The organism is Cellulomonas sp. H30R-01, from assembly GCF_010119915.1.
Lineage (GTDB): Bacteria > Actinomycetota > Actinomycetes > Actinomycetales > Cellulomonadaceae > Cellulomonas > Cellulomonas algicola.
The window spans coordinates 3379199-3404711 of the sequence record NZ_CP048210.1; the positions used below are offsets into that span (position 1 = coordinate 3379199).

The following is a 25513-nucleotide window of genomic DNA, read 5'->3' on the forward strand; positions in this document are numbered from 1 at the left end:
CCGTCCTGAACGATACAGGGACGACCGGCCAGTCCCCAAACCGGGATCACGTGACCCTCGGCACGCCGCGTCGTGGCTGGCAGGATCGCGGCCATGACGAGCACCGGACGGCTGGGCACGGGCGGCGGGCGGGTCGGGATGCGGGCCGACGTGCTGCGGCACGGGGACGGTCACGACGGCAGCCGCGTCGGGTACGTGGAGCTGTTCTTCGACCTGGTGTTCGTGTTCGCGGTGACGCAGCTGTCGCACCTGCTGATCGCGCACCCCGACGGCGAGCACGTCGTGCAGACGCTGATCCTCGGCTGGGCGATCTGGTGGCTGTGGATCGACACGACGTGGGTGACGAACTGGCTGGACCCCGAGCGGCTGCCGGTGCGGGCGATGCTGATCGTGCTGATGCTGCTGGGCCTGCTGATGTCGAGCGCGATCCCCGAGGCGTTCGGGGACAAGGCGCTGCTGTTCGCGGTGCCCTACGTGACGATCCAGGTCGGGCGGACTCTGTTCACGGCGTGGGCGATGGGCCGGCACTGGCCGGTCAACGCGGTGAACTTCGTGCGGATCACGATCTGGCTGTCGGTGTCGGGCGTGTTCTGGGTCGCGGGTGCGCTGCTGGAGGAGCAGCGGCTGCTGCTGTGGGCGGTCGCGGCCGTGATCGACATGGCGGGGCCACGGTCGATGTTCTGGGTGCCGGGCATGCGCGGGACGCACGCGTCGACGTGGGAGGTGCGCGGCGACCACATGGCCGAGCGCGTGGCGCTCTTCATGATCATCAGCCTGGGCGAGTCGATCATCGTGACCGGGACCGCGTTCGGGGACCTCGCGGTGACGCCCGTGACGGTCGTGGCGTTCCTCGCAGCGTTCGCGTCGACGGTCCTCATGTGGCTGCTGTTCTTCGACCGGTCGGAGCGGAAGGCCGCGGAGTACTTCGCGTCGCGCGACGAGACGGGGATGGTCGCGCAGACGGCCTACACGTACGTGCCGTTCCTGCTGGTCATGGGCATTGTGGCGACCGCGGTCGCGGACGAGCTCGTGCTCGCGCACCCCGAGGGGCACCACGGCGCGACCGACGGGTGGACGGCGTGGATCATGTGCGGCGCGGTGGCCGTCTACCTGCTCGGCAACGCGCTGTTCCGGCGGGCGACCGGCGGTCGCTGGTCCGTCTGGCACCTGGGCGGCGTGGCCGCGGCGCTCGCGCTCGTGCTGCTCGCGCCCGTCGTCACGCCGCTGACGCTGTCGTGGCTCGCGAACGCCGTGCTGCTGGCCGTCATCCTCGGCGACGTCCGCGCCGCCCGACGTGCGAAGGCCGCAGCCCGAGCCCGCGAGGGGGACCGGGCTGCGGCCTAGTCGTCGGGCCCGGGCGTGGCTGCCGACCGATGGCACCGACCGCCGAGCCGACCCGTCAGACCGCGTCGGCGAGCCTCGGGAACAGCCGCGCGACGAGGTCGTCGAGCGTCACGACGCCCGCGAACCGCGCGTCGTCCCGCAGCACGGCGAGGTGCTGCCGCTCCTCGCGCATCTGCGCGAGCGCCTCGTAGACGGGCGTCCCCGCGTCGAGCGTGAGCACCGGCCGGACGAGGTCGTCGACGGGCTCGTCGTCGCCGCGCACGAGGGTGTCGCGCACGTGCACGACGCCGGTGAGGGCGTCGCGCGCCCCGACGAGCACGCGCAGGTGCCCGGTCTCCCGGGTCGCCGCGCGCACGTCCGCGGCGCTCGCGCCCGACGGCACGGCGGTGGGGTCGCGGTCGGAGCGCGCGAGGTCGCCGACCGTGAGCGTCTGCAGGTCCAGCGCGCCCGTGACCTGCGCGGAGTAGGCCGCGTCGAGCGCGCCGACGTTCGCCGAGTGCTCGACGAGGTGCCGCAGGTCGTCCGGGTTCTGCCCGCTCGCGACCGTGTCGGTCGGCTCCACGCCCACGCGACGCAGGCACCAGTTCGCGGCCTCGTTGAGCCCGCGCAGCAGCGGACGCGTGAGCCACATGAACCCGCGCATCGGCAGCGCGAGGAGCGTCGCCGACGACTCGGGGTGCGCGATGGCCCAGGACTTCGGCGCCATCTCCCCGACCACGAGGTGCAGGAACGTCACGACGACGAGCGCGAGCACGAACCCCGCGACGTCCGACACCCACGCGGCCACGCCCCACGACTCGAACAGCGGGGTCAGCCAGTGGTGCACGGCGGGCTTGGTGATCGCGCCGAGCGCCAGGGTGCACGCGGTGATGCCGAGCTGCGCACCCGCGAGCAGGACGGTGAGCTCACCGGACGAGCGCAGCGCGGCGCGGGCCGAGCGGCTCGTCGGGGCGTCGTCCTCCAGGCGGTGGCGCTTGGCGGCGAGCGACGCGAACTCGACCGCGACGAAGAACGCCGACAGCGCGATGAGCGCGACGGTGACGACGGCGACGACGAGCGGGCTCATCGGGACTCCTCCGACGTGGCGGCCGCGATCTCGGCGGCGGTGGGCGGCGGTTCGGCGGGCACGGTCACGCGGACGGTCGCCGGGACGTGGCGGTCGACCTCGAGCACGTCGACGCGCATCCACACCTCCTCCGCGTGGTCGGCGTGCGCGAGCTCGGCCGGGTCGGCGGGCAGCAGCACCAGGACGCTCGTGCCGACGGGCGGCAGGGCGCCGTGCGCCTCGATGACGAGGCCCGCGATGGTCTCGACGTCGCCGCGCGGCAGGTCGCGGCCGATCGCGCGCTCGACCTCGTCCAGGTGCACGTCGCCCGGCATGACCCACGCGCCGTCGTCGAGGACCGGCGCGGACCCGGTGACCGGGTCGTGCTCGTCCGTGATCTCGCCGACGAGCTCCTCGGCCAGGTCCTCGACGGTGACGACGCCCGCGAGGCCGCCGTACTCGTCGAGCACGCACGCGAGCTGGTTGGTGCCCGTGAGCGCGCGCAGCGCGTCGGGCAGGGCCATCGACGTGGGCACGAGGACGGGCGGGCGCAGCAGCGTCGCGACGGCGGCGTCGTCGGGCTCGGTCGTCGCCAGGACGTCCTGGAGGTGCACCACACCGAGGACGTCCTCGTCGTCGGAGACCACGGGGTAGCGCGAGTGGCCGGTGCTCATGCGCAGGCGCAGGTCACCGACGGTGTCGTCGGGACGTACGACGTCGACGCGGGAGCGCGGGATCATCGCGTGCTCCACGTCGCGCTCGGGGAAGTCGAGGATGCGGTCGAGCAGCACGGACAGCTCGGTCGGCAGGTCACCGGACTGCGCGGACTCGGCGACGATGTGCTCGAGGTCGCGGACGGTCGCGGAGTGCTCGACGTCGTGGACGGGCTCGATGCGCAGCACACGCAGCAGCGCGTTCGACGCGGAGTCGAACACCCGGATGAGCCACCCCATGACGCGCAGGTACAGCGTGGTCGACGCGGCGAGCGCGATCGCGACGGGCTCGGGGCGGGCGATCGCGAGGTTCTTCGGGAACAGCTCGCCGAACACCATCTGCACGAGCGTCGAGAACAGGAGCGCCAGCACGGTGCCGACCGCGATGCCGACGCCGGTGGGGATGCCGACGCCGCCCAGGGCCTCGCCGAGCGACTCACCGATCAAGGGCTCCGCGACGTACCCGACGAGCAGGCCCGTCACGGTGATGCCGAGCTGCGCGCCCGACAGCATGAACGACGTGCGCTTCGTGACCGCGAGCGCACGACGAGCGGCGGGGTCGCCGGCCGCGGTCCGCGCACCGAGGCGCGACCGGTCCACGGCCATGTACGCGAACTCCTGCGCCACGAACCAGCCCGTCGCCGCGGTGATCGCGAGCACCACGAGCATGCCGACGAGCAGGGACAGCACCCACATCTCAGCGCTCACCCACCCTCACCGGTCGTCGTCGTCGGTGGGGTGGGTAGGGACTACAGCCGCCGTCCATCTCTCTCCAGGTAGGGAACGTTCGCCTCGGCTCAACGATGCCGCAGCCCGGGGAGTTCCGCCGCACGGCCGTGACGCCCGCCACGGACGTGCGGCACGCGCGACGACCAGTGCTCAGTAGACGGCGGTGCTCTCCTCCTGGAGCCGCTGCTCCAGGTCGCGCGCCGCGGCCACGGGCCCGGCGACGACCGGCACGAGCGCGACCAGGAACGCCACGACGACCACGAGCCACCCCCCGGGTCCCAGCGCGGGCGCGCCCCGGAAGAGCGCCCGCCGGTAGTCGCGCACCGCACGCGACGCGAGCGCGACCGCGGCCAGCACGAGCAGGACCGAGAACGTGTTGACGACCGACCGCATCCAGACGCTCACGAGACCCGACAGGGCCAGCACCCCCAGCGCGAACCCGAGGAACCAGAACGCGGTGCGGCGCACGGCCCGCGCCTCGTCCAGCCGGTTGAGCTGGTAGGCCGCGCCCTGCGAGACGGTGTCGGCGAGGTTGAGCGAGTCGCCCAGGCGCGCAGGCACCTGGCCGAAGGTCGACGCCTGGCCGAAGGTCGACGGCGCGCCGCCGAAGGTCGACGTCGGCACCTGGCCGAAGGTCGACGCCGGCACGCTCGGACCCGGTGCAGGCGCGGGGCGCAGCTCGGGTGCGGCGCCGTCGGGGTACCAGCCGGAGGGGGCGAGCGGGTCGTGGGTCACCGCACGATCCTGGGACCGCACGGGCGTCGGCGGCACCATCGCTCCGCCCGGTTCACCCGGTCAGCCGTGCCCGAAGACGACGTAATCCTGCCCGTCGCCGTGCAGGTCCATGACACCGAGCACGAGCCGGCCGTCCGGCGACGCGTTCCAGGTGACCTCGTCGCCCCCGAGCGCCTCCGTGGCCGCCGGGTCCGGGGTCGGTCCCGGCGTGGGCGCCGGTCCGAGCACGACGACGTGCCGCTCACCCGTCGGCTCGACGTGCACCGACCACAGCCGGTCGCCCTGGAACGAGAGCGCGTCGAGCTGGGTGCCGCGCGACGCGAGGATCACGCGGCCGTCGGTGAGCAGCTGGTAGACCGAGCCGCCCTCGCTGGGCACCGCGACCCGCCACCGGACGTGCCCCGTGCGCGCGTCCACCGCGACGACCTCGTCCTCCGTGCGCGCCACGACCAGGCCGTCCACCGCCATGGCCGTCCGCACGTCGAGCCCGGGCACCTCCCAGCGGACCGAGCCGTCGGGCTCGCGCAGCCGCGCGACGCTCCCGTCGGGCTCGTCACCGGGCACCGTCTCACCGCCGCGCGTGCGCGTCACCACGGTCGACGCGGCCGTGCCCGTCAGCAGGGCGTCGCCGAGCGTGCCGTCGTCGACGATCGTCCACGCACGCGACGACGGCTGGACGAAGGTGCTGCTCAACCCCGCCGGGTGACGAGCGTCGACGCGGTGGGCTCCGCGGGGCGGGCCGGTGCCGCGGGCTCCGGTGCGGCTGCGTCCCGTCCGGGGCGGCGCGCGAGCCCCTGGCACGTGCCGACCGCGTCGGACAGCATCGCGACGAGCGCGTCGTCCGCGTCCGGCGCGGCGGCCACCGTGGCGACCGAGACCTCGACGACCCGGCGCGTCAGCCCTCGGACGCGCCGCGGCGCACCCATCGCGCGCGTGAACCGCTCGGCCCACGCGGCGTCTCCCGGAGGCACGGTCGCGAGCAGCGCAGTGGTCGCGGGTCGCCGGCGCGTCGGCGGTCGCGCGTCGGACGCCGCCAGCAGGTGGTCGAGCGTGAGCACGGCGACGACCAGGTCACGCCGGTCGACCGGGCGCGCCTGCCGCACGGCGTGGCGCACGGAGACGGACGCGACCTCCAGCGCCCAGGTCGCGTCGTCGCCGCGCAGGCCCACGAGCGTCGGGACGAGGTGCGCGAGCGCCTCCCGGGCGCGGTCGCCCACCAGGTCGTTGACCGACCGGGTCAGGTGCGCGAGGAGCGGGTCGGTGCACGCCGGGTGGTCGCTCCACCGCTCACCGGCGAGCAGGCTCGCCCACTCCATGGCACAGCCGCCGTCGCGCGGGTTCCGGTGGCGTCCGGCGGACAGGACCGGCAGGGCGTCAGGGAACGAGGACGAGTCGAGCACGCCGACCACCTCCGAGCGAGCGGGATCCCGTCAGTGTCCGTCCGCCCGCTGCGTGTGGCAAGGACACCCGAGGCGGTCGACGGACCGGCGGTCGCGGCCGGGCCGACCTACGCTCGGGATCCGGGCGACCCGCTCGACCACGACGTCGGACCAGAGGAAGACAGCACCCATGCAGACTCGCAGCATCGGCGACCGCCAGGTCAGCGCGATCGGGCTCGGCGGCATGCCGATGTCGATCGAGGGCCGCCCCGACGAGGCGCGCTCGGTCGCCACGATCCACGCGGCGCTCGACGCCGGCGTGACCCTGATCGACACGGCGGACGCCTACCACCGCGACGCGGACGAGGTCGGCCACAACGAGGAGCTCATCGCGCGCGCCCTGCGGTCCTGGGGCGGCGACACGTCGGACGTCCTGGTCGCGACCAAGGGCGGCCACCTGCGTCCCGGCGACGGCTCGTGGACGAAGAACGGCGACCCGGACTACCTGAAGTCGGCCGCGAAGGAGTCCGCGCGGCGGCTCGGTGTCGACGCGATCGGCCTGTACCAGTTCCACCGCCCCGACCCCGCGGTGCCCTACGCCGACTCCGTCGGCGCGATCCGCGACCTGCTCGACGCGGGCGTCATCCAGATGGCGGGGATCTCGAACGCCGACCCGGCGCAGATCCGGGAGGCGAACGACATCCTCGGCGGTCGGCTGGTCAGCGTGCAGAACCAGTTCTCCCCCCGCTTCCGCTCGTCGCTCCCCGAGCTCGAGCTGTGCGCCGAGCTCGGCATCGCGTTCCTGCCGTGGAGCCCGCTCGGCGGCATCTCCCTCGCGCGGTCCGGCGAGCTCGGCGCGGAGTACGCCGCGTTCCTCGACGTCGCGGCCGACCACGGGGTCTCGCCGTTCCAGGTGACGCTCGCGTGGGAGCTCGCGCTCGCACCGGTCGTCATCCCCATCCCGGGGGCGTCGCGGCCGGAGTCGATCCGGGACTCGGCGCAGGCGGCCGCACTGACCCTCACGCCCGACGAGGTCGCGCGCCTGTCCGCCGCGGGCGCCTGACCCGCGACCACCAGCCGGCGACCGCGACCGGCACGACGCTCGACCTCGGGCGACGTGCCGGTCGGTCGCCAGGCACGTCGCCGGGAACAGCGACGCCCGCCCGGAGAGACCCGGACGGGCGTTCGGAACGACCGCTGACGGCAGCGACGAGCACTGCCTCGAGCGGAGACGGTGGGATTTGAACCCACGGAAGGGTTGCCCCTTCACGACCTTAGCAGGGTCGCGCACTAGACCTGGCTATGCGACGTCTCCAAGTGCAGCACAGGGTACCTGCCGTGCTGACCGGGCGGCAAAGCGTGCGCTGACCAGCACCGGGACCGGCCGTCGGACCGCTGCTCACGGGTGTCGGTGGCTGTGCCGATACTCCTCCTCGTGAGCCTCACCTCCGGAACCCGGGGTCGACGCCGGACCCTCGTCGCCCTGCTCGGCGCCGCCCTCCTCGCCGCGACCGCGGCTTGCGGGCCGCTCGACGCGACCAGTCCCGCGGCGGGCTCCGTCGAGGACGACGAAGGGCTCCACGCCGATGCGGCCGCCGGGCTCGCCGCACCGGAGTCCGCGCCGACGACCGACACGACGGCGACGCTCGACGCGGCCCGCGGGCAGTCGGCGCTCGTCGCGCTCGGGCTGCTCGAGGTCAAGGGTCGCGCGCCGAAGACCGGGTACGACCGCGACCTGTTCGCGTACCGGGGCGTCGACCTCGACGGCAACGGCTGCGACACCCGCAACGACGTGCTGCGGCGCGACCTGACGGCCGTGACGCTCAAGCCCGGGACGCAGGACTGTGTCGTGCTGTCGGGCACGCTCGCGGACCCGTACTCGGGCACGTCGATCCCGTTCGTGCGCGGGGAGTCGACGTCGGCGGACGTGCAGATCGACCACGTCGTCGCGCTGTCCGACGCGTGGCAGAAGGGCGCCCAGCGGCTCGACGACGCCGCCCGGCAGCGGCTCGGGAACGACCCGCTCAACCTGCTCGCGGTCTCGGGGCCGCTGAACACGCAGAAGGGCGACGGCGACGCGGCGACGTGGCTGCCGCCGAACACGGCCTACCGGTGCGCGTACGTCGCGCGCCAGGTGGCCGTGAAGTACGCGTACGGCTTGTGGGTCACGGCCGCCGAGCGGGACGCGATCGCGGGAGTGCTCGCGTCGTGCCCGGACGAGCCGCTGCCCGCGGGGTCGACGCTGCCGCCCGAGCGCGTGGCCCCGGCGCCCGTCGACCCGGCGCCCGTCGACCCGGCCCCCGTCCCCGCTCCGGCGCCCGGCGGCGGCGTCCCGGCGAACCCGGGCAACGCGGTGAACTGCGGGGACTTCGCGACGTGGTCCGAGGCGCAGGCATGGTTCGAGACGTACCTGCCCCACTTCGGCGACGTCGCGGAGCTCGACGGGGACGACAACGGCGTCGCGTGCGAGCGGCTGCCCGGCGCGCCCTGACGACGCGGCTCGACCGTCCCCGCCGCGCGCTGACGACGCGTGGCTCCCCGGTGCGCGGACACCGACGGCATCCGGCTCGAGGGCGCCTGCCGGGCACCGGCGGCCCGCGCGACCGGCCGTGCGCGGGTCAGCGCTCGAAGGCCCACACGCGGTCGGTGAGCATGCGCGCGACGGCGAGGCCGATCGACAGGGCGACGACGACCAGCGCGGCCTGCACGCCGTACGCGAGCGCGGACGTCGTCTGCCCGTCGGACAGGTGGAAGACGGCGCGGTAGGCGGTGACGCCGGGGACCATGATCACGACGGCGGGCACGGAGATCGTGATGCGCGGGACGCCCAGCCGCGGTGCGACGACGGCCGCGAGCAGCCCGACCAGGAGCGCGACGAGCGCGGCGGCGGCCTGCACGACGACGCCCGCGTCGACGAGCTCGAGCCGGACGACGTTGGCGACCATGCCGACGGTCGCGGCACCCACCGCCATGCGCCACGGGCTGTTGAACATGAGCGCGAACCCGAGCACGCCGAGGAACGACGCGACGAACCGCAGCGCGAGCAGCAGGCCGCTGTCGAGTCCGAGCGGGGGCGGCGGGTCGGGCTGGAGACCGACGATGCTCGACACGCCCCAGACCGCGAGCGCGGCCGACGTGAGGATCATGAGCGCGTAGACGAGCCGCGCGACACCGGCCGAGAAGTCGAGCTTCGCGAGGTCCAGCGCACCCGTGACCAGGGCGAACCCGGGGATGAGGAACAGGACCGCGGAGACGTACCCGGCCTCGTGCCGCACGCCGATCGCGCCGACCCCGTGCAGCACGGTGACGAACCCCAGGTACGTGAACGCACCGAGCGCGGCCGCGAGCATCGTCACGCCGAACTGGTTGTAGCCGCGGTGCAGGAGCGCCCGTCGCAGCGCCTGTCCGAGCGACGCCCCGACGAAGACCCCGATCACCTCGACCGGGCCGCCGTTGTTGAGGAACGCGAAGGCCGCGCACGCGATCCCGGACCACAGCGCGTTGAGCAGCGCCGGGTAGAGGGGCGCGCGGGCGGCGATGTCGTCGAGCGCGGCGGTGGCCTCCTCGACGGTCGTCTCGACGCCGTCGCGCAGCTTGCGGTCCTCCAGGCGGGACACGAGCGCCTCGAGCCGCGACAGCCGGTCGGCGTTGATGCCGACGGACCGCACCTCGGTGACCTCGGTGCGGAACGACCGGCCCCGGTGCGACGTCGCCGTGATCTCGGTGAGCGTCACGTGCGCCTCGTGCCGGTCGATCCCGAGCGCGCGGGCCATGCGGGCCATCGACGCCTTGACGCGGTATGACCCGGTGCCCGCCGACAGGCTCAGCCGGCCGACGCGCAGCGCGACGCCCGAGCGGCGGATGAGCTCGAGCTCGTCGTCGTCGGGTTCCGTGGGCACGAGGCCATCATGGCCGGTCAGGGGCCCCCGGTCGCCCGGGACCGTCGTCCCGGTCGGGGTCGTGGGCGTGTGCCGCTCGTCACCGTGCGACCGGCGGTGGGTCCGCCGCGGGTCCCATCCGTCCGGGCTCGCCGCCGCGTCGACGCCACGGCTCACGACGAACGCCACGGCCAGGCCGACGGCGAGCGCGCTCGCGTGGCCGACGTCCGTGAACGTCCGCTGCCACACGCCGGGCAGCACCCACACCCCGACCAGCAGGACCAGGTACCACCACCGCCACCGCTGCGGCACGCGCGCGACCAGCACGCCCGTCACGCACGCGACCACGTAGCTCACCCCGACGTCGTCGGCGTCGGCGAGCGCGGGCGACAGCCACCCGCGCGCGATGCCCGTCGTGAGCACCGCCCCCACCACCAGCGACGGGACCACCTGGCCCGCGACGATCACGAGGAGCGTCGCCACCCGGCCCAGCCACCGCTGCGTGTACGCGACCGCGACGACGAGCCCCACCACGAGCACCAGGTTCGACGGGTGCGGCAGCACGAGGCCGCTCAGGACGAGCGACTCGACCGGGCGCGCACGCATGTTGTCGAGGTTGCCGCTCGCGTGCGCGGTGATCGCGTCGACGATCGCGTCGGACAGGAACGCCATGACGAGCGCACCGAGCGTGACGAGACCGCCGTAGACCAGCGCGACGTCCGACCGGCCGACGGTCCGCCCGACGTCCCGCAGCACCGCCCGGGCGACGTCGCGCCACGATCCGCGGGGTGCGCGCGGAGTCGGCGTGCCGGCGCCGCGGGGTGCGCGCGGAGTCGGCGTGCCGGCGCCGCGGGACGGCACGCCGGCGGCGCCCGGCGGCGCCGGACCGTCGGCCGCACCGCCGCCGTCGCGTGTCATGGCCGGCCGGTCACGACCGGGCGCGCTCGCCGGCCGCGGCCTTCACGGCGATCTCCTCGACGCGCGCCGCGCGGGTCGCAGGGCGCTTCGCGTCGACCAGCCACACCAGGTGCAGCCGCTTCACCGAGCGTGGGTACGCGTCCCACGTCGCGCGCGCGCCGGGGTGCGCGTCGAACGCGGCGGCGAGGTCGGGCGGGACGACGAGCGCCTCGACGTCGTCGAGCAGCGTCCACGACCCGTCGGCCTTCGCGGCGTCGACGACGGCCGTGCCCGCGAGGAGCATCCGCCCCTCGGCCTCGAGCCGGACCAGCCGCTCCTTGTTGGTGCGCGCCCACCCGGACCCCGGCTTGCGGCGCGCGAACCACTGCGCGGTCCGCTCGTCGTCGAGGGACCGCTGCGTCGCGTCGATCCAGCCGACCGTGAGCGCCTCCTCGACCGCGGCCTCGTACGGGACGGACGGCCGGCCCGTGGACCGGCGCCACGACACGAGCCACACGCCCGTCTCCGTCGCGTGGTGCGCGAGCAGCCAGTCCCGCCACTCCTCGACCGTCTCGACGTGCAGCTGCGGCGCGTCCTCCTGACCCGTCATGGGCCCGATTGTCCCCTCCCGGTGCGACACCGGCGCGACTACGGTGACGGCATGCTGCTGCTGGCCGAGGAGACGTTGCTGCTGCTCACCGACCCGGTCACCGGGCGGGCCCTCACGTCGGGCGAGCGGGTGGGCCTCGCGGCGGCCGGTGCGGTGCTCGTCGAGCTCGTCCTGTCGGGCCACGTCGACATCGCCGGACCGGGCCACCCGCTCGTCGCCCCCGGGCGCGTCGCGGTGCGACCGGTGCCCGCGACCGGCGACCCCGTCCTCGACGAGGCGCTGCACCGGCTCGCGCTCGACGCGCGGCCACGCAAGCCGCAGGAGGTGCTGCCGCGCCTCGCGAAGGGGCTGCGGGACGCGCTGCACGACCGGCTCGGCGCCTCGGGCGTGCTGCGCGCGGAGCCCGTGCGGGCGCTCGGCGTCACCTGGACGACCCGCTGGCCCGCCGTCGAGCCGGCCGGGCCGAGCGCCGCGCTGCGCACCCGGGTCCGCGACGTGGTGGCGGGGTCGCGCGCGCCCGACGCGCGCGACGCGACGCTCGTCGCCGTCGTCCACGCGGTCGGCCGGGTGCCGGACGTCGTGGGCGACCTCGGGCTGTCCCGCGGCGAGGTCCGGCGGCGCGCCGCGGCGGTCGCCGAGGGGCAGGTCGGCGGCGAGGCCGTACGTCGCGCCATCGCCGCGGCGGAGGCGGTGACCGCGGCGGTGGCCGCGGCGACGACCGCGTCGGTGATCGCGACGACGAGCAGCTGACCCGCGACGACGACCGCGTCGGTGATCGCGACGACGAGCAGCTGACCCGCGCCGACGACGCTGGGCGGTCCGCCGTCGGGCGTCGACCCACCGGCTGACCGCCGTCAGGCGCCGTCGAGGTCCGCGAGCGCCTCCTCGGCCCGCTCGACCGCCCGCGTCGCGTCCGCCTCGGCGCGCTCCGCGTGCCGCAGGTCCCGCTGCGCGGACGTGACCTCCTTCTCCCGCGCGTGCAGCGTCGACGTCGCGCGGGTCTCGGCCTCGTCGGCGCGGGTCGACGCCTTCTGCGCCGCGGCGAGCCGGTGCCGCAGGTCGACGAGCGCGGCGTTGAGGTCGTCGACCTCCTGCCGCGCGTCGGTGGCCGCCTGCTCGGCGTCCGCCGCGGCCTGCTGTTGCTCGTCACGCTCACGGGTCGCGTCGTCGAGCTGCTCCCGGGCGGTGCGCGACGCGTCGGCGGCCTCCTCCCGCGCGCGCCGGGCGTTCGCCACCGCGTCCTCGCGCTCGCGCCGACGGCGGCGGTCGGCAGCGGTCTCGCGCGGCTCCGGCTCGGGGTCAGGCTCGGGTGGCTCGACGACGCGCAGGTGCGCGCGGCTGCGCGGGGCGCTCGTCTTCGCGGCGGCGCCGCCGTCGTCGGCGTCGGTCGCGCGTGCCGACGGCGCCCGCGACGCGCGGGACGGCGCGTCGGTCGGCTCGCCCGACGCGATCCCACCGAACCCCACGAACTCCCGCCCGGCCGTGAGGCGACCCGACGTCACGTCGCGCGCGATCCCGGGGTCGGCGAGCGCGGCGGTGAGCGTCGCGTCGACCTCCTGCGCGACCGCGTCGCCGACCTTGTGCCCGGCCTGCCTCCCGAGCGCCTTCGCGCGGCCCACCAGCGAGGTCACGAGCGCACGACGCTGCCGCGACAGGTCGCGCATGCCTGCGCCGTCGAGCGAGCGCTCGGCCTCCCGCAGGCTGTCGCCGAGGGCGACGAGCTGCTCCGCGAGCCCCGGGACGTCGCGCAGCAGCGCGTTGACGAGCCACGCCGCGACCGTCGGCTTGCGCAGCGCCGTGATGTCGGCGGCCAGGTCCCGGTCCCCCGCCGCACGAGCCTCCTTGGCAGCGGCGTCGCGACGGGCCACGAACTGGTCCGGCGGCGCGCCGTAGAGGTCGTCGGCGACGTCGTCCAGGTCCACGGGTCAGCCCTCCGCGGCGCGCGAGGGCTGCTCGGGCGTGCCCGCCGGGTGCACGGTCGCCCCGGGCGCGGACGCGCGTGCGGCCGGCTGCCCGTCGAGCGCGAACCGGACGGCCCGTCGCGCCGCCGACACCTCGGTGAGCCGCACCCGCACGTGCTGCCCGACGGGCAGGTCGGTGCCCTCGACGCGCGCCCGCACCACGGGGTCGCGCAGCTGCACGACACCCGACGCGCGGTCGTCGTGCGCGTCGACGACGACCCCGTCGAAGACGTCTCCCACGCGCCCGGTCAGGAGCGCGGCCTCGAGCAGGTCGAGGCACCCGCGCTCGTACTCGTTGGCCCGCCGGTCGCCGCCCGCCATGAGCCCGGGCAGGTCGGGCAGCGCGGACCGCGCCCAGTCCGGCACCTCCTGCCCGGCCACGAGCGCGACGCACGTCTCGCCGACGAACCGGTCGACGAGCCGCCGCAACGGCGCGGTCGTGTGCGCGTACGGGGCCGCGAGCGCGGCGTGCTGCTCCTGCTCGGGCACCTCGCCGTCGAACGCGACGTACGCCGCACCGCGCAGCAGGGTCGTCGCCTCGGTGAGCAGCGCGGCGTGCGCGGGGATCGCCGCGTCGAGGCCACGGACGACGTCGCCGACGGGCGCGCCCTCGGGCCACGGGACGTCGAGCGCGTCCGCCGCGCGCCGCAGCCGGGCGACGTCCCGCGGGTCGGCCGGCGGGAGCGTGCGCAGGACGCCGATGCGGCCGTCGAGCATGAGCTGCGCGGCGCACAGGCCGGTGAGCAGCGAGATCTGCGCGTTCCACTCCTCGGCGTCGAGCGTCGAGCGGCTCACGAGCGCCCAGTGACCGTCGACCCGCTGCACCTCCTGCTCAGGCGTCGGCAGCGTGATCCCGCCGCGGGCGCGTTCCGCGTCCTGCCGGAGCCGGCCGACGTCCCGCAGCAGTGCGAGGGTCCCGTCCGCGGTCCCCGCGTCGTACGCCTGCTGCACCTCGTCGTAGGTGAGCTGCGCGCGCGAGCGGACCCGGGACCGCCGCACGTCGACGGCCGTCGGGGCGCCGCCCGCGTCGAGGTCGATCGTCCACAGCAGCGCGGGCACGTCCTGGTCGGGCAGCAGGCTCGCGGCCCCCTCCGACAGCGCGGGCGGGTGCAGCGGCGTGCGGCCGTCGGGCGCGTACAGGGTGACGACGCGGCGGCGCGCCTCGGTGTCGACGGCGCCCCCGGGACGCACCCACGTCGCGACGTCGGCGATCGCGTACCGCACGCGGAACCCGTCGCCCCGCCGCTCGATGTGGACCGCCTGGTCGAGGTCGCGCGAGCCCGGCGGGTCGATCGTGACGAACGGCACGCCCGTCGCGTCGGGCAGGTCGGCCGGCGCCCCGGCGGTCGCGGCGGACTCCGCCTCCGCGACGACGTCCGCGGGGAACGCGGCGGGGACGTCGAGCTGGTCCCGCAGGTCGGCGAGGCCGCGCTCGACGTCCGCGTCGACGGCGTCGGCGGAGCGTGCGACGGCCGGCGGCGGGGCGAGGTGGACGCGGCGTCGGGGCACCTCGCGAGCGTAGGACGGTCCCGCCGCTCCCGCAGCGCCGTCGGGCGGTGACCTGCGACGACGACCGTGGGCCGCCCGACCGACGCGGTGCCGCGGCGCGGTGTCCCGACGGGGTGTCCCGACAGGTGGTGGCCGCCCTAGGCTGCCCGCCATGACCGTGCCGCACGAGGCCACGACCGGGGACACCGGCACGAGCCGCACGCCGGTCTCCGCCGCACGCCCGGCGGGCCTGCGCGGGTTCGCCGGGCGCGCCGCGCTCGGGCTGCTCCGCGCGTCGCTCCTGGTGAGCCCCCGCCCGACGGTCCTGCTGGTGCGTCGGCAGTTCGCGCGCGGCGTCGTCGACCGCACCGCCCGGCTCGACGCGCAGGCACCGGCCGGCGTCACCGCGGTCCTCGACGAGCCGTACGGGCCCGGCGCCGACGACGTCCTCGACGTGTTCCACCCCGCCGACGCGGCCGGGCCGCTCGCGACCGTCGTCTGGACGCACGGCGGCGCGTTCGTCGGCGGCACGAAGGACGAGCTGCGCGGCTGGTTCCGGCTGCTCGCGAGCCACGGCGTCACCGTCGTCGCCCCGCGGTACACGCGCGCACCCGAGGCGCGTTACCCCACGCCCGTCCGGCAGGTCGCCGCGGCGCTGCGGCACGTGCAGGAGCACGCCGCACGGTTCCACGTGGAACCGTCGCGCCTGGTGCTCGCGGGCGACTCGGCGGGCGCGCAGATCAGCGCCCAGGTCGCGACGCTCACGACGGCGCCGTCCTATGCGCGCACCCTCGGCGTCGAGCCGACCGTGGACCCGGCCCAGCTGCGCGGCGTCGTGCTGTGCTGCGGCGTGTTCGACCTCGCCCGGCTCGATCCGCGGTCCCCGCTGCGGGACGTCCTGCGCGCGTGCGGCTGGGCGTACAGCGGCAACCGGCGCTTCCTCGACGACGAGGCGTTCCTGTCGTCGATGTCCGTGGGGCGGCACGTGACCGCGGCCTTCCCGTCGACGTTCGTCACCGTCGGCAACGCCGACCCGCTGCGGGGCCAGTCGCTCGCGCTCACGGCGACGCTGCAGGACCACGGCGTCGACGTCGAGACCCTGTTCTTCCCCGACGACCACACGCCCGCGCTGCCGCACGAGTACCAGTTCGAGCCCGGCAGCGCCGACGCCGACGCCGCGCTCGACCGCATCGTGCGGTTCGTGCGCCGCTGCACCGCCTGACGACCCCGACCGACGCCCCGCGTCCCCGGGCGAGCGCCCGCCGGGCTCCGACGACCGTCCCGGGAGGCCGCCGGGCGCCGACGCGAGCCACGACGAGGCGCCCATCGGCCGACCCCGCCGGGCGCGTCCGCACGGGCGACATCGCTCGCTCCGGTTGCAGGCGCGGCCACCGCACCGCACGATCACGTCGCCACTCGCCCCGTTGCAGCCACGCGAACCGGAGGGCCGTCCGACGATCCCCGTGCACCTCGACCCCGTCCCGCGCGTGCGGGAGCGCGGCGACGTCGACGTCCCCCGGACCGTCGACGACGCGCTCGCCGCCGTGCGCACGTGGTCCGACGACCTCGTCCCGGGAGCCGGCGCCACCGCGCGGCTCTGGGAGCTGCTCGCGACGCTGGCCGCGTCCGACCTCGCCGTCGCGCGGGCCGTGGAGCCGCACCTCGACGCCCGGGCGATCCTCGGCCAGGCCGGGGTGCGACCCACGGTGGCGGGCGACGACGCGACGTGGGGCGTGTACGCGGCCGAAGGTCCGGGCGTCCGGCTCGACGCGGTCGAGGGCGACGACGGCTGGCGGCTGCACGGCGTCAAGCCGTGGTGCTCCCTCGCCGACCGGCTCGACGCGGCGCTCGTGACGGCCCACCTGCCCGACGGCGGGCGGGGGCTGTTCGCGGTCGCACTGCGCGGCGCGGGGGTCACGTGCGGCGACGAGCCGTGGGCCGCGCGCGGGCTCGTCGAGATCCCCAGCACGTCCGTCCGGTTCGACGACGTCCCCGCCGAGCCCGTCGGCGCACCCGGCTGGTACCTCACGCGACCCGGTTTCTGGTGGGGCGGGGTCGGCGTCGCCGCGTGCTGGTACGGCGGTGCGGTCGGGCTCGCACGACGCCTCCACGACGGCGTCCGGGGGAAGGACGCCGCGCTCCTCCACGCGCACCTCGGCGCGGTCGACGAAGGGCTGCAGTCGGCACGACGCGCGCTCGCCGAGGCCGCGGCCCTGGTCGACGCCGGGACGCTCGACGCCGAGGCGGGCCGCCTGCTCGCCAAGCGCGTGCGCGGGACCGTCGCGCGCGTGTGCGAGGACGTCCTGACGCGGGTCGGGCACGCGCTCGGCCCCGCGCCGCTCGCGCTCGAGCCCGAGCACGCCAAGCGCAACGCCGACCTGCAGGTCTACGTGCGGCAGCACCACGCCGAGCGGGACGACGCGTCCCTCGGCGCCGCGCTCGCCGCGAGCGGCGAGGCACCGTGGTGACCCGCGACGCGAGCGCCCCGACGACGGGCGACGCCCCGGGCGCGGGTGCGGGTGAGCGGACCAGCGTGGACGACCGCGACGCCTCCGCGGGTGCGGCGGCCGGGCGGGTCGTGTTCGAGGGCCGGGACGCCCCGGCAGCCTCCCGCGACGCCTGGGCCGCCGACGCCCGGTGGGCCGACCTGCCCGCGCTCGCCCTCCCGGCGGGCCGGACGGTCGTGGTCGCCGCGCACCCCGACGACGAGTCGCTCGCGGTCGGCGGGCTGGTCGCGGAGCTCGCGGCGCGCGGCAACCCGCCGGAGGTCGTCGTCCTGACGGACGGCGCCGCGTCGCACCCCGGTTCCCCGACCCTGAGCCCCGCGGACCTCGTCGCCCGCCGCGCCGACGAGGTGCGTGCGGCGGTCGCGGTCCTGTCCCCGGCGTCGCCCGTGACGCTGCTGGGCCACCCCGACGGCGGCCTGCGCGAGGTGCGGGCCGCCGCCGAGGCCGACCTGCGCCGCCTGCTCGGCACGGCGCCGGTGGACACGCTCGTCGTCCCGTGGCGCGGCGACGGCCATCGCGACCACCGGGTCGCGGGCGAGATCGGCGCCGCGCTCGCGCACGAGACCGGGGCGCGGCTCGTCGAGTACCCGCTGTGGATGTGGCAGTGGGCGACGCCCGACGACGCGCGCGTGCCGTGGGAGCGGCTGCGGGTCGTCGACCTCGCCGACGGGTCCGTCGTCCGGCGGCACCGGGCCGTCGCGGCGCACCGTTCGCAGGTGCACCCGTCGTCCGACGACCCGCGCGACGCGGCCGTCGTGTCGCCCGACCTGGTCGCCGCGCTCGACCGCGACGTCGACGTGCTCGTCGTCGACGACGCGTCCGCGACGACGCTGGGGCAGCGCTACTTCGACGCGACGTACGCGCGCCGCGACGACCCGTGGGGCTTCGAGGACCGCTGGTACGAGGAGCGCAAGCGTGCCGTGACCCTCGCGGCCCTGCCCGACGCCCGCTACGGCCGGGTGCTCGAGGTCGGCTGCTCGATCGGCGTGCTGACCGCGGACCTCGCGACGCGCGGCGACGAGCTGCTCGCCGTCGACGTCGCACCCGCCGCCGTCGCCCGCGCCCGCGAGCGCGTCGCGTCCGCCGCGCACGTGCGCGTCGAGGTCGGCGACGTCGCCGCGCGCGTGCCCGACGGCCCGTGGGACCTCGTCGTGCTGTCCGAGGTCGGTTACTACCTGTCCCGTGCCGACCTGCTCCGCACGGCCCGCGCGCTGCGCGCGTCGCTGGCACCGGGCGGCACGGTCGTGGCCGTGCACTGGCGGCACCCCGTCGCCGACTACCCCCTGACCGGCGACGAGGTCCACCGCGTGCTGCGGCACGCCCTCGACCTCTCCCCGCTGGTCCGTCACGAGGAGGCTGACTTCGTGCTCGACGTGCTCGCCGCCGACCCGCGGTCCGTGGCCCGACGGACGGGGCTCGTATGAGCGTCCGGCACGTCGCGGTCGTCATCCCGGCACGCGACGAGGAGGACCTCGTCGGGCGGTGCCTCGCGTCCGTGTCGGCGGCCGCACGCCGGCTCCCGTCGGACGTGACCGTCGACGTCGTCGTCGTGCTCGACGGCTGCGTCGACGGCACCGCGGACGTCGTCGCGTGCTTCCCGGCCGTCCGCACGGTCGTGACGCGCGGCGGCAACGTCGGGCGGGCTCGTGCGGCCGGGGTGCGCGCGGCGCTCGGCCAGGTCCGCGGCGACCTGGCCGACGTGTGGGTCGCGTGCACCGACGCCGACTCGGAAGTCCCCGAAGGCTGGCTGACCGACCACGTGCGCCTCGCCGACGCGGGCGCCGACGTGGTCGTCGGGACGGTCCGCCCAGACCCGCGCGACCTGCTGGCGGACGAGGTCGTGCAGTGGCAGGGCACGCGCGTGCCCGGGCGGCCGAACGGCCATGTGCACGGCGCGAACCTCGGTGTCCGGGCGAGCGCGTACGTCGCCGCGGGGGGTTTCGCGCCGCGGCGGGAGCACGAGGACGTCGGGCTCGTCGCGGCGCTGCACGCGGCGGGGGCGCGGATCGTCGCGTCGGACGTGGTCGACGTGCTGACCTCGGGCCGGCGCGAGGGCCGGTCGCCGGGCGGCTACGCGGGCTACCTCACGTCGCGCTTCCCCCGGGCGGCGTCCACGGGCGCCGACGTCCACGAGCCGGTGCTCGACCCCGTCGGTGCCGACGTCCCCGCGACGAGCCGGGTCACCGAGCCGGCGACGCTGCTCGTCGCGGCCGACTGAGCGCACCGCTCGGCGTCGCGGGCCGGACGACGCGCACGTCGCGACGGGTGGAGCACGCCGTGCGTCGCAGGACCGGGCGGACCCGCCCGTCGCCGCGTCGCGTCACACGGCGCCCGGGGCGACCAGCGCACCGACGCCGGCGAGCACGACGGCCGCGCCCGCGAGCCGGTGCGGGCCCGAGCGCTCGCCGAGCAGCAGCCAGCCGGCGAGGCTGCCGAACACGATGCTCGTGCAGCGCAGTGTCGCGACGAGCGCGACGGGTGCGTCCTGCATCGCGACGAGCACGAGGACGTAGGACAGCGGGACGAGCACCGCGACGGCGGCCGCGGTCCGCCAGCTGGTGCGCAGCACGGCCACGCCCTGCGCGCGGCGCCGCCAGCACAGGGCGGTGAGGACGAGGCACTGCAGCACCGCGGTGCCGACGTAGTACACGAGCGGGTCGGCCCCGACGACGTTGATCGCGTGGTCGTCCCACAGCGTGTACCCGGCGATCGTCACGCCCACGAGGACGCCGTACGGGGCACCCGAGCCGGTCGTCGCTCCCGCTGGACCGGCGCCGCCGCGCGCGACGACGGCGACGCCGACGAGGATCGCGACGACCCCCGCGACCGCGAGCCACGTGAGTCTCTGGTGCAGCGCGACGACCGCGACCGCGACGACGACGAGGGGCCCGACGCCACGCGCGACGGGGTAGGCGACGTTCATGTCGGCGTGCGCGTACGCCCACTGGAGCGCGAGCGCGTAGACCATGTGCAGGACCGCGGACACGGCGCTCGCGCCGGCGACGGCGAGCGTGAGCCCGGTGCCCCGGACCACGACCGTCGCGGCGACGGGCACGAGCAGCACGACGGACAGGACCGAGTAGACCCACACGAACACCGGGCCGCCGCCGGGCACGCGCTTGACGAGCAGGTTCCAGACCGCGTGCGCGAGCGAGCTCGTGAGCACGAGGACGACGGCGACCGCGCTCATCGTCCCCCTCCCCGCCGCGGGCTGACGCCTCGCGCGCGGTGCACGAGCATAGGGGCCCACCGGGCCCGGTCGGCGACGGTCGGCGGGTGCCTCAGACCTCCGGGCGCGCCTCGTGGCCGGGTCGGCCGTGCGTCCGGTTCCGCTCCTTCAGCTGCGCCTCGTAGACGTGCCGGCGGCCCTCCATGAGCCGTTCGCGCGTGCGCCGCTCGGCGTCGGCGAACGTCCGGTAGTACCCGTCGTCGAACTCCTCGACGATCTGGAACGTCCAGCGCCCGTCCAGCACGTTGCGCCCGACGACCTCGGCGCGGAGCTCGTCCGCGACGTCGGGGTGGCCCGCCTCGGCGAGCTGGTCGAGCGCCTCGGCGAGCTCGGCGTCCGCGCGGCCCACGAGGCGGTGGAAGGCGTACAGCATGCCGCGGGCGTGCTCGATGACCTCGAACGCGGCGGTCACGCCGCCGACGGCCTCGACGACCTCGTCGCTGACCCCGGGGGGCGGCAGGTGGTCGTCGGTGGGCCGGTCGGGCGTGCGGGTGTCGGTGGTGGCGTCGCTCATCGCCCCATCGTCGGTGGCGTCGGCGCGCCGCGCTCGCCGTGCGTCCCCGGTGCGCGGCCGGGCGCGGGCGTGACGAGGGCCGCGGCGCCCACGTCGCGCGCCACGGCCCGTCGTCGTGCAGGAGTCCCGGTCAGTCCTCCGCGAGGATCGCGTCGACCTGGCCGAGCGCCCCCACCATGCCCTCCTCCATGCCCATGCTCACCATCTGCTCCATGGCCTGCGCCGACGGGAACTGCGACGTGATCGTCATGAGCGTGCCGGGGAACGCGCCGTCGAGCCTGACGACCGCGCGCGTGACGAGGCCGTCGTCCTGGGGCGCGCCGGACTGGTCCGCGAACCCGTCGTCGAACGTGAGGGCGTTCGGGGCGTCGATCGTGACGAACTCCCACCAGCCGTGGGCCTTCTCCCCCTCGGGGCCGGTCATGTAGTACTGCGCGCGGCCGCCGGGCACGAAGTCGTGCGACGTGAACGTGGCGGGCCAGGTCGGCGGCCCCCACCACCGCTCGAGCTTGCGCGGGTCCGACCAGACCTGCCACACCTTGTCGGGCGTGGCCGTGAACTCGGCCTTGATGGTCAGGGTCAGCGCCTGCGGGTCCTTGTGGCTCTCGACGACGGTCATGCGTCCTCTCCTTCGTCCAGCAGGGCGTGGATGCGGTCGATGCGTCCGCGCCAGATCTCCTCGTAGACGTCGAGGAGCCGGGCGGCTGCCCGGATCGCCTCGACGTTGCCGCGCACGAGCCGCTCGCGGCCCTGCGTGGTCTTGGTGACGAGCGCGGCGCGCTCGAGCACGGCGACGTGCTTCTGGACGGCGGCGAAGCTCATGTCGTACCGCCGGGCCAGCGCGGACACGGACTCCTGCTCGTGCAGGACGCGCCGGACGATGTCCCGGCGGGTCCGGTCGGCCAGGGCCGCGAAGACCCGGTCGACGTGCGCGGTGTCCATTCCTACAACCATGTGGTTGTACGTTACGCGCGCACGGCCGGCGCGGCAAGGGAGAGGACGGGCGGACGTGCGGGCGGGGCGGCCGCGGCTCAGGCGAACGCGACGTGCTGCGGGTCCGGCGCGATCAGCAGCGCCCCGTCGCCGTCGACCTCCCGCACGCCCCACAGCCGCCGGAAGCGGTCACGACCCGTGCGGTCCACCACCTCGTCGAGCACCCGCTGCGCCCGGTCGCGCGCCCCCAGGACCCACAGCGCCGTCGCCGCGAGCGACCCGCGCACCGGCGGCGCGTCCGCCGCGGTGGCGAGCGCCTCGAGCGCGTCGACCGCCGACGTCCGCCCCTCGTCCGCGAGGGCCCGCAGCGCGCTCGACACGACCGCCGGGTCGCCGTCCCCGGCCGCCGCCAGCAGCGCCGCCTCGCGTGCGTCGCCGGTCGGCAGCGCCGCGTACCAGCGCACGGCCGCGACCTGCCGCTCCAGGTCGGCGCTCGTCTCCTCGCCCACGACCGCGCCCGGCCCGTCGATCGGGACCGGCGGGCCGTCGTCCCGGACGACCGCGAACACGAGCGCACGCTCACGCTCCAGCACCGACGGGGCCAGCGCCTGCGACCCGTCGAAGTCCCGCGACGGCGGCGGCAGCGCCACGACGCCGTCCGACGCGCGACGGGCGTCGCCGAGCAGGACCGTCGACACCTCCAGGTCGCCCCCGCGCCCCTGACCGAGCGCCACGAGGTCCGCCCGCGCGCAGCGTGCCCCGACCGTCGACCGCGTCCGCCGGTCCAGGTGGTCGAGCCACGCCGCCGGCTCGTCCGCGAACGTCGTGACGGGGGTGACGATCGATCCCATGGCGGTCAGTAGGTGATGAGGTCGGCCGACGACTTCGTGCCGATGCTCGTCGAGCCGTTGCCGATCGTGATCACGATCCCGGCCGGCGTGGTCCGCGTGCCCGCCGCGCCGAACGAGTGCCAGCCGTTGCGGTCCCGGATCCCCGTCTTCATGAAGAGCGTGTCGTAGATCCCGGCCCACTTCGTCTGGTCGTTGCCGAGCCCGGCGTGCGTGAGCTTCGCGGTGATCTCGTCGAGCACCTTCTTCTCCGCCTCGGCGGCCGATGCCATCGGCGGGAACGTCTTGCCGATCACGTGGTCGGTCAGCACCTGCTCCGCCTCCGTGAGGGAGATGTCCCGCGCGTGCTTGATGTCGTCCGCGTGCTCCGCCTCCGCCTGGCTGTTGCGCGCCGCGATCGCCGCGCTGAGCTCGAAGAACACGTCCTTCCCGCCCTGCTGACCGGTCGTCTTGTGGGTGCCCGCACCGACGAACTGGCAGATGTTCGTGCCCTCGTCCATGTGCTGCAGCCACGTCGGCGAGCACGTGTACGTCGCCGGTCCGGCACCGCCCGGCACCGCCTTCGTCCCGAAGTCGAACTTCGGCGCCTTGAAGCCCGTCGGGGCCGTCGTCAGCCCGAGCCGCATCGGGTTCGGGGCGCTGCCGCCGTTCTGCACCGTCGCGATCGCCGTCGCGGTCGGCGCCGTTGCGAGCGCCTCGAACCCCTCGCCGGCGGCGAGCGACGTCGCCGGCACCTCGACGGGGGACGCGAGCCCCGACGCCTCGAAGACCCGGTCGCTGCCTGCCTCGACGGCCGGCTGGTCGGGCAGGAGGACGACCGACTCCGCCGCCCGCAGCCCGCGTGCGACGGGAACGTCCACGGGCAGCCCGCGCGCCGACATGCGCTCCACGTACGCCCCGACGGCCCGGTTGCCCGCCCGGCGCTGCAGGTCGACGAGCGCGGGGTCGTCCCGGTGACGCCGCGACGCGACCCCGCCGTCATGACCGCGCCCCACCCACGACACCCGCTCGTCGCGGAGCTCCGTGTCGCGGTGCGCTCGCACGGTCTGACGGCCCCTCATCGCAGCGCCCCCTCGGGTGAGGTGTCCGATTTTCGACACTAGACCCGGCGTCTGGACCCGACAAGGTCGACCCTCTGCCACCCGGCGCCCCGCCGTCGAGGCGCCCTCTCGTCCCGTCGTCCAGGCGTCCCGTCGTCCAGGCGTCCCGTCGTCCGGGCGTCCAGGCGTCGCGCGGGTGTCAGACGCCGCGGACCACAGGCAGCCGCCCGTCGTCGACCGCCTCCTCGAGCTCCGCGTGGTCCGCCTCCGTGCGGTCCGCGTACGACGCCGCGAAGTCCGCGAGCGCCTCGTCGGCCGCCGACGACCCGCCCAGGTACGCGCCGATCGCGATCGCGTCCCCCGACCGCGCGTGCGCCCGCGCGAGGGTCCACGCGCACAGCCGTCCGTAGACCTCGAGCCCCGCCGGTCGCGCGCCGGTCATGTCGAGCCCGCCCTTCCAGTCCCGCAGCTGCCGCACGTAGTAGTCGCGCGCGACCCCGTCCGGGCCCGCCGACCGCTGCCACCCGAGCATCACGTCGCTCACCGCCTGCATGAGCCGCTGGCCCTCGACGACCCGCTGGCCCTGCTGCGCGTACCCGCTCCGTCCGACGTGCGGCTCCAGGACCGAGGCCTGCGCCTCCTTCGCCTGCAGCACCAGCACGTCGTCGGAGTCCACGCCCTGCAGCAGCACGACGAACGCACGCGTCCCGACGCTGCCCACCCCCACGACCTTCCGCGCCATGTCCACCACGCGGTACCGCTCCGCGAGCCGCCGCCGGTCCGGCGCGAGCGACGCGCGGTAGTCGACCAGCAGGTCCGCGATGCCGCGCCGGAACACGGGTGCGGCGTCCGCCGGCAGCACGTCCTCGAGCGTCGACACCAGCGGCGGGTCCGCCACGAACCGCCGCTCGTCACCCTCCACGCGCGTGAGCCGCGCCGCCGCCTGCAGGTGGTCGCGCCGTCGCGCCTTGTCGAGCGCCGTCCGCGCCCGCCGCACCATGCGCTCGTCCTGCGGCACCGCGCCGACCAGGTCGCCCAGGTCGATCCGCGCGTACCAGACCGCCAGCGCCGTCTGCCCCGCGAAGTCCCGCACCGCCTCGCGGTACGCCCGCGCCGCGCTCACGACGATCTCCCGCCGACGCCGCCGCCCGACCTCGAGCGTGCGCGCGACCACCTCGAGACTCGCGAGCAGGCGCTTCACGTCCCACTCGAACGGCCCGGGATGCGTCTCGTCGAAGTCGTTGAGGTCGAACACGAGGTTGCGCTCGGGCGACCCGTACGTGCCGAAGTTCGCGACGTGCGCGTCGCCGCACAGCTGCACCCCGAGCCCCGAGTCCGCCGACGCGCCCAGGTCCGCCGCCATCACGACCGCCGACCCCCGCAGGTACGCGAACGACGACTCCGCCATCCGCCCGTACCGCACCGGCACCAGGTCGGGCAGCCGCGTCGTCGCCTGCGCCTCCAGCAGGTCCAGCGCGCCCGGCCGCCCACCGCGCCCCGCGACCTCCGCGAGCGCCGAGCGGGGCACCCGCTTGCGCGCGGCGCGCCCTTCCGCAGCCCGGGCGACACGCTCCGCCGAGGGGGGCGCGGCACGCTCCGCCCGACGGCGCCCGGCTTCCAGCCCTCGTTCCTCCGTCATCCGTCGACGGTAGGCCCGCACGCC

At 76.0% G+C, this 25513-nt stretch carries 24 protein-coding genes, 1 tRNA gene and 1 pseudogene; 8 read left to right on the forward strand and 18 right to left on the reverse strand.

The window, feature by feature from the left end; translation table 11 throughout:
- Nucleotides 1-93 precede the first annotated feature (93 nt).
- Nucleotides 94-1344 carry a low temperature requirement protein A gene (locus GXP71_RS15100; RefSeq protein ID WP_162353315.1) on the forward strand — a complete coding sequence of 417 codons (1251 nt, stop codon included), beginning with the start codon at nt 94-96 and terminating at the stop codon, nt 1342-1344.
- A 55-nt stretch (nt 1345-1399) separates the two neighbouring features.
- On the opposite strand, the gene GXP71_RS15105 is transcribed toward GXP71_RS15100, so the two are convergent.
- From GXP71_RS15105 to GXP71_RS15125, 5 genes are all read right to left on the reverse strand, one after another.
- Nucleotides 1400-2410, reverse strand: coding sequence for a hemolysin family protein (locus GXP71_RS15105; protein ID WP_162353316.1), 1011 nt, complete (start codon nt 2408-2410; stop codon nt 1400-1402).
- Entirely contained in the window at nt 2407-3798 is a 1392-nt protein-coding gene (locus GXP71_RS15110; protein ID WP_162354385.1) for a hemolysin family protein, read from the reverse strand. The genes GXP71_RS15105 and GXP71_RS15110 overlap by 4 nt, the downstream gene beginning before the upstream one ends.
- Nucleotides 3799-3981: 183 nt before the next feature.
- Nucleotides 3982-4566 carry a hypothetical protein gene (locus tag GXP71_RS15115; RefSeq protein WP_162353317.1) on the reverse strand — a complete coding sequence of 195 codons (585 nt, stop codon included), beginning with the start codon at nt 4564-4566 and terminating at the stop codon, nt 3982-3984.
- 60 nt (nt 4567-4626) lie between these two features.
- Nucleotides 4627-5259, reverse strand: a complete 633-nt coding sequence (locus tag GXP71_RS15120) for a PQQ-binding-like beta-propeller repeat protein (RefSeq protein WP_162353318.1) — start codon at nt 5257-5259, stop codon at nt 4627-4629.
- Nucleotides 5256-5966: a hypothetical protein gene (locus tag GXP71_RS15125; RefSeq protein WP_162353319.1), complete on the reverse strand. Its 711-nt coding sequence runs from the start codon at nt 5964-5966 to the stop codon at nt 5256-5258. The genes GXP71_RS15120 and GXP71_RS15125 overlap by 4 nt, the downstream gene beginning before the upstream one ends.
- A gap of 169 nt (nt 5967-6135) precedes the next feature.
- On the opposite strand from GXP71_RS15125, the gene GXP71_RS15130 reads away from it, so the two are divergent.
- The gene (locus GXP71_RS15130) at nt 6136-7008 is read left to right on the forward strand and encodes an aldo/keto reductase (RefSeq protein WP_162353320.1); all 873 of its coding nucleotides are present in this window, start codon (nt 6136-6138) and stop codon (nt 7006-7008) included.
- Nucleotides 7009-7171: 163 nt separating this feature from the next.
- On the opposite strand, the gene GXP71_RS15135 is transcribed toward GXP71_RS15130, so the two are convergent.
- Nucleotides 7172-7260: transfer RNA gene (locus GXP71_RS15135), tRNA-Ser, on the reverse strand.
- Between the two features lie 120 nt (nt 7261-7380).
- Here GXP71_RS15135 and GXP71_RS15140 point away from each other — a divergent pair.
- Nucleotides 7381-8436, forward strand: coding sequence for an HNH endonuclease family protein (locus GXP71_RS15140; RefSeq protein ID WP_162353321.1), 1056 nt, complete (start codon nt 7381-7383; stop codon nt 8434-8436).
- A 127-nt stretch (nt 8437-8563) separates the two neighbouring features.
- Here GXP71_RS15140 and GXP71_RS15145 read toward each other — a convergent pair whose 3' ends face one another.
- From GXP71_RS15145 to GXP71_RS15150, 3 genes and pseudogenes are all read right to left on the reverse strand, one after another.
- A complete protein-coding gene (locus GXP71_RS15145; protein WP_124341966.1) occupies nt 8564-9844 on the reverse strand; it encodes a threonine/serine exporter ThrE family protein in 1281 nt (426 codons plus the stop codon).
- 216 nt (nt 9845-10060) lie between these two features.
- A pseudogene (locus GXP71_RS20680) lies at nt 10061-10741 on the reverse strand (rhomboid-like protein); the annotation flags it as partial.
- A gap of 10 nt (nt 10742-10751) precedes the next feature.
- Nucleotides 10752-11330, reverse strand: coding sequence for a YdeI family protein (locus GXP71_RS15150; protein ID WP_162353322.1), 579 nt, complete (start codon nt 11328-11330; stop codon nt 10752-10754).
- Between the two features lie 51 nt (nt 11331-11381).
- Between GXP71_RS15150 and GXP71_RS15155 the strand changes: the two genes are divergently transcribed.
- Nucleotides 11382-12080, forward strand: a complete 699-nt coding sequence (locus GXP71_RS15155; RefSeq protein ID WP_162353323.1) for a GPP34 family phosphoprotein — start codon at nt 11382-11384, stop codon at nt 12078-12080.
- Nucleotides 12081-12184: 104 nt separating this feature from the next.
- On the opposite strand, the gene GXP71_RS15160 is transcribed toward GXP71_RS15155, so the two are convergent.
- Both GXP71_RS15160 and GXP71_RS15165 read right to left on the reverse strand, forming a co-directional pair.
- Nucleotides 12185-13252 (reverse strand): hypothetical protein, encoded by a 1068-nt coding sequence (locus tag GXP71_RS15160; RefSeq protein WP_162353324.1) that lies wholly within the window; start codon nt 13250-13252, stop codon nt 12185-12187.
- Between the two features lie 3 nt (nt 13253-13255).
- Nucleotides 13256-14800 (reverse strand): RNB domain-containing ribonuclease, encoded by a 1545-nt coding sequence (locus GXP71_RS15165; RefSeq protein ID WP_162353325.1) that lies wholly within the window; start codon nt 14798-14800, stop codon nt 13256-13258.
- Between the two features lie 151 nt (nt 14801-14951).
- Between GXP71_RS15165 and GXP71_RS15170 the strand changes: the two genes are divergently transcribed.
- From GXP71_RS15170 to GXP71_RS15185, 4 genes are all read left to right on the forward strand, one after another.
- Nucleotides 14952-16001 (forward strand): alpha/beta hydrolase, encoded by a 1050-nt coding sequence (locus tag GXP71_RS15170; protein WP_162353326.1) that lies wholly within the window; start codon nt 14952-14954, stop codon nt 15999-16001.
- Between the two features lie 241 nt (nt 16002-16242).
- On the forward strand, nt 16243-17247 hold the full coding sequence (locus GXP71_RS15175) for an acyl-CoA dehydrogenase (protein ID WP_238402439.1): 1005 nt from the start codon (nt 16243-16245) through the stop codon (nt 17245-17247).
- Complete coding sequence (locus tag GXP71_RS15180; RefSeq protein ID WP_162353327.1) at nt 17241-18710, forward strand: bifunctional PIG-L family deacetylase/class I SAM-dependent methyltransferase; 1470 nt, start codon at nt 17241-17243, stop codon at nt 18708-18710. The genes GXP71_RS15175 and GXP71_RS15180 overlap by 7 nt, the downstream gene beginning before the upstream one ends.
- Nucleotides 18707-19504, forward strand: coding sequence for a glycosyltransferase family 2 protein (locus GXP71_RS15185; protein ID WP_162353328.1), 798 nt, complete (start codon nt 18707-18709; stop codon nt 19502-19504). The genes GXP71_RS15180 and GXP71_RS15185 overlap by 4 nt, the downstream gene beginning before the upstream one ends.
- A gap of 102 nt (nt 19505-19606) precedes the next feature.
- Here GXP71_RS15185 and GXP71_RS15190 read toward each other — a convergent pair whose 3' ends face one another.
- The 7 genes from GXP71_RS15190 to GXP71_RS15220 form a co-directional block, all read right to left on the reverse strand.
- Nucleotides 19607-20476 (reverse strand): DMT family transporter, encoded by an 870-nt coding sequence (locus GXP71_RS15190; RefSeq protein ID WP_162353329.1) that lies wholly within the window; start codon nt 20474-20476, stop codon nt 19607-19609.
- A gap of 91 nt (nt 20477-20567) precedes the next feature.
- On the reverse strand, nt 20568-21029 hold the full coding sequence (locus GXP71_RS15195; protein ID WP_162353330.1) for a hypothetical protein: 462 nt from the start codon (nt 21027-21029) through the stop codon (nt 20568-20570).
- Nucleotides 21030-21159: 130 nt separating this feature from the next.
- Nucleotides 21160-21648 (reverse strand): SRPBCC domain-containing protein, encoded by a 489-nt coding sequence (locus GXP71_RS15200; protein ID WP_162353331.1) that lies wholly within the window; start codon nt 21646-21648, stop codon nt 21160-21162.
- The gene (locus GXP71_RS15205) at nt 21645-21971 is read right to left on the reverse strand and encodes a helix-turn-helix domain-containing protein (RefSeq protein ID WP_162353332.1); all 327 of its coding nucleotides are present in this window, start codon (nt 21969-21971) and stop codon (nt 21645-21647) included. The genes GXP71_RS15200 and GXP71_RS15205 overlap by 4 nt, the downstream gene beginning before the upstream one ends.
- Before the next feature lie 89 nt (nt 21972-22060).
- Nucleotides 22061-22813, reverse strand: a complete 753-nt coding sequence (locus tag GXP71_RS15210) for a hypothetical protein (RefSeq protein WP_162353333.1) — start codon at nt 22811-22813, stop codon at nt 22061-22063.
- Nucleotides 22814-22818: 5 nt separating this feature from the next.
- The gene (locus GXP71_RS15215) at nt 22819-23871 is read right to left on the reverse strand and encodes a hypothetical protein (protein ID WP_162353334.1); all 1053 of its coding nucleotides are present in this window, start codon (nt 23869-23871) and stop codon (nt 22819-22821) included.
- A 178-nt stretch (nt 23872-24049) separates the two neighbouring features.
- Nucleotides 24050-25489 carry a DUF2252 domain-containing protein gene (locus tag GXP71_RS15220; protein WP_162353335.1) on the reverse strand — a complete coding sequence of 480 codons (1440 nt, stop codon included), beginning with the start codon at nt 25487-25489 and terminating at the stop codon, nt 24050-24052.
- Nucleotides 25490-25513: the final 24 nt, after the last annotated feature.

What these genes read in the sequence shown, in the direction of transcription:
- GXP71_RS15155 (WP_162353323.1), top strand. Translation starts at nt 11,382, where the DNA reads ATGCTGCTGCTGGCCGAGGAGACGTTGCTGCTGCTCACCGACCCGGTC.
- GXP71_RS15215 (WP_162353334.1), bottom strand. Translation starts at nt 23,871, where the DNA reads ATGAGGGGCCGTCAGACCGTGCGAGCGCACCGCGACACGGAGCTCCGC.
- GXP71_RS15170 (WP_162353326.1), top strand. Translation starts at nt 14,952, where the DNA reads ATGACCGTGCCGCACGAGGCCACGACCGGGGACACCGGCACGAGCCGC.
- GXP71_RS15200 (WP_162353331.1), bottom strand. Translation starts at nt 21,648, where the DNA reads ATGACCGTCGTCGAGAGCCACAAGGACCCGCAGGCGCTGACCCTGACC.
- GXP71_RS15105 (WP_162353316.1), bottom strand. Translation starts at nt 2,410, where the DNA reads ATGAGCCCGCTCGTCGTCGCCGTCGTCACCGTCGCGCTCATCGCGCTG.
- GXP71_RS15130 (WP_162353320.1), top strand. Translation starts at nt 6,136, where the DNA reads ATGCAGACTCGCAGCATCGGCGACCGCCAGGTCAGCGCGATCGGGCTC.
- GXP71_RS15195 (WP_162353330.1), bottom strand. Translation starts at nt 21,029, where the DNA reads ATGAGCGACGCCACCACCGACACCCGCACGCCCGACCGGCCCACCGAC.
- GXP71_RS15220 (WP_162353335.1), bottom strand. Translation starts at nt 25,489, where the DNA reads ATGACGGAGGAACGAGGGCTGGAAGCCGGGCGCCGTCGGGCGGAGCGT.
- GXP71_RS15185 (WP_162353328.1), top strand. Translation starts at nt 18,707, where the DNA reads ATGAGCGTCCGGCACGTCGCGGTCGTCATCCCGGCACGCGACGAGGAG.
- GXP71_RS15150 (WP_162353322.1), bottom strand. Translation starts at nt 11,330, where the DNA reads ATGACGGGTCAGGAGGACGCGCCGCAGCTGCACGTCGAGACGGTCGAG.
- GXP71_RS15100 (WP_162353315.1), top strand. Translation starts at nt 94, where the DNA reads ATGACGAGCACCGGACGGCTGGGCACGGGCGGCGGGCGGGTCGGGATG.
- GXP71_RS15205 (WP_162353332.1), bottom strand. Translation starts at nt 21,971, where the DNA reads ATGGACACCGCGCACGTCGACCGGGTCTTCGCGGCCCTGGCCGACCGG.
- GXP71_RS15210 (WP_162353333.1), bottom strand. Translation starts at nt 22,813, where the DNA reads ATGGGATCGATCGTCACCCCCGTCACGACGTTCGCGGACGAGCCGGCG.
- GXP71_RS15190 (WP_162353329.1), bottom strand. Translation starts at nt 20,476, where the DNA reads ATGAGCGCGGTCGCCGTCGTCCTCGTGCTCACGAGCTCGCTCGCGCAC.
- GXP71_RS15110 (WP_162354385.1), bottom strand. Translation starts at nt 3,798, where the DNA reads ATGTGGGTGCTGTCCCTGCTCGTCGGCATGCTCGTGGTGCTCGCGATC.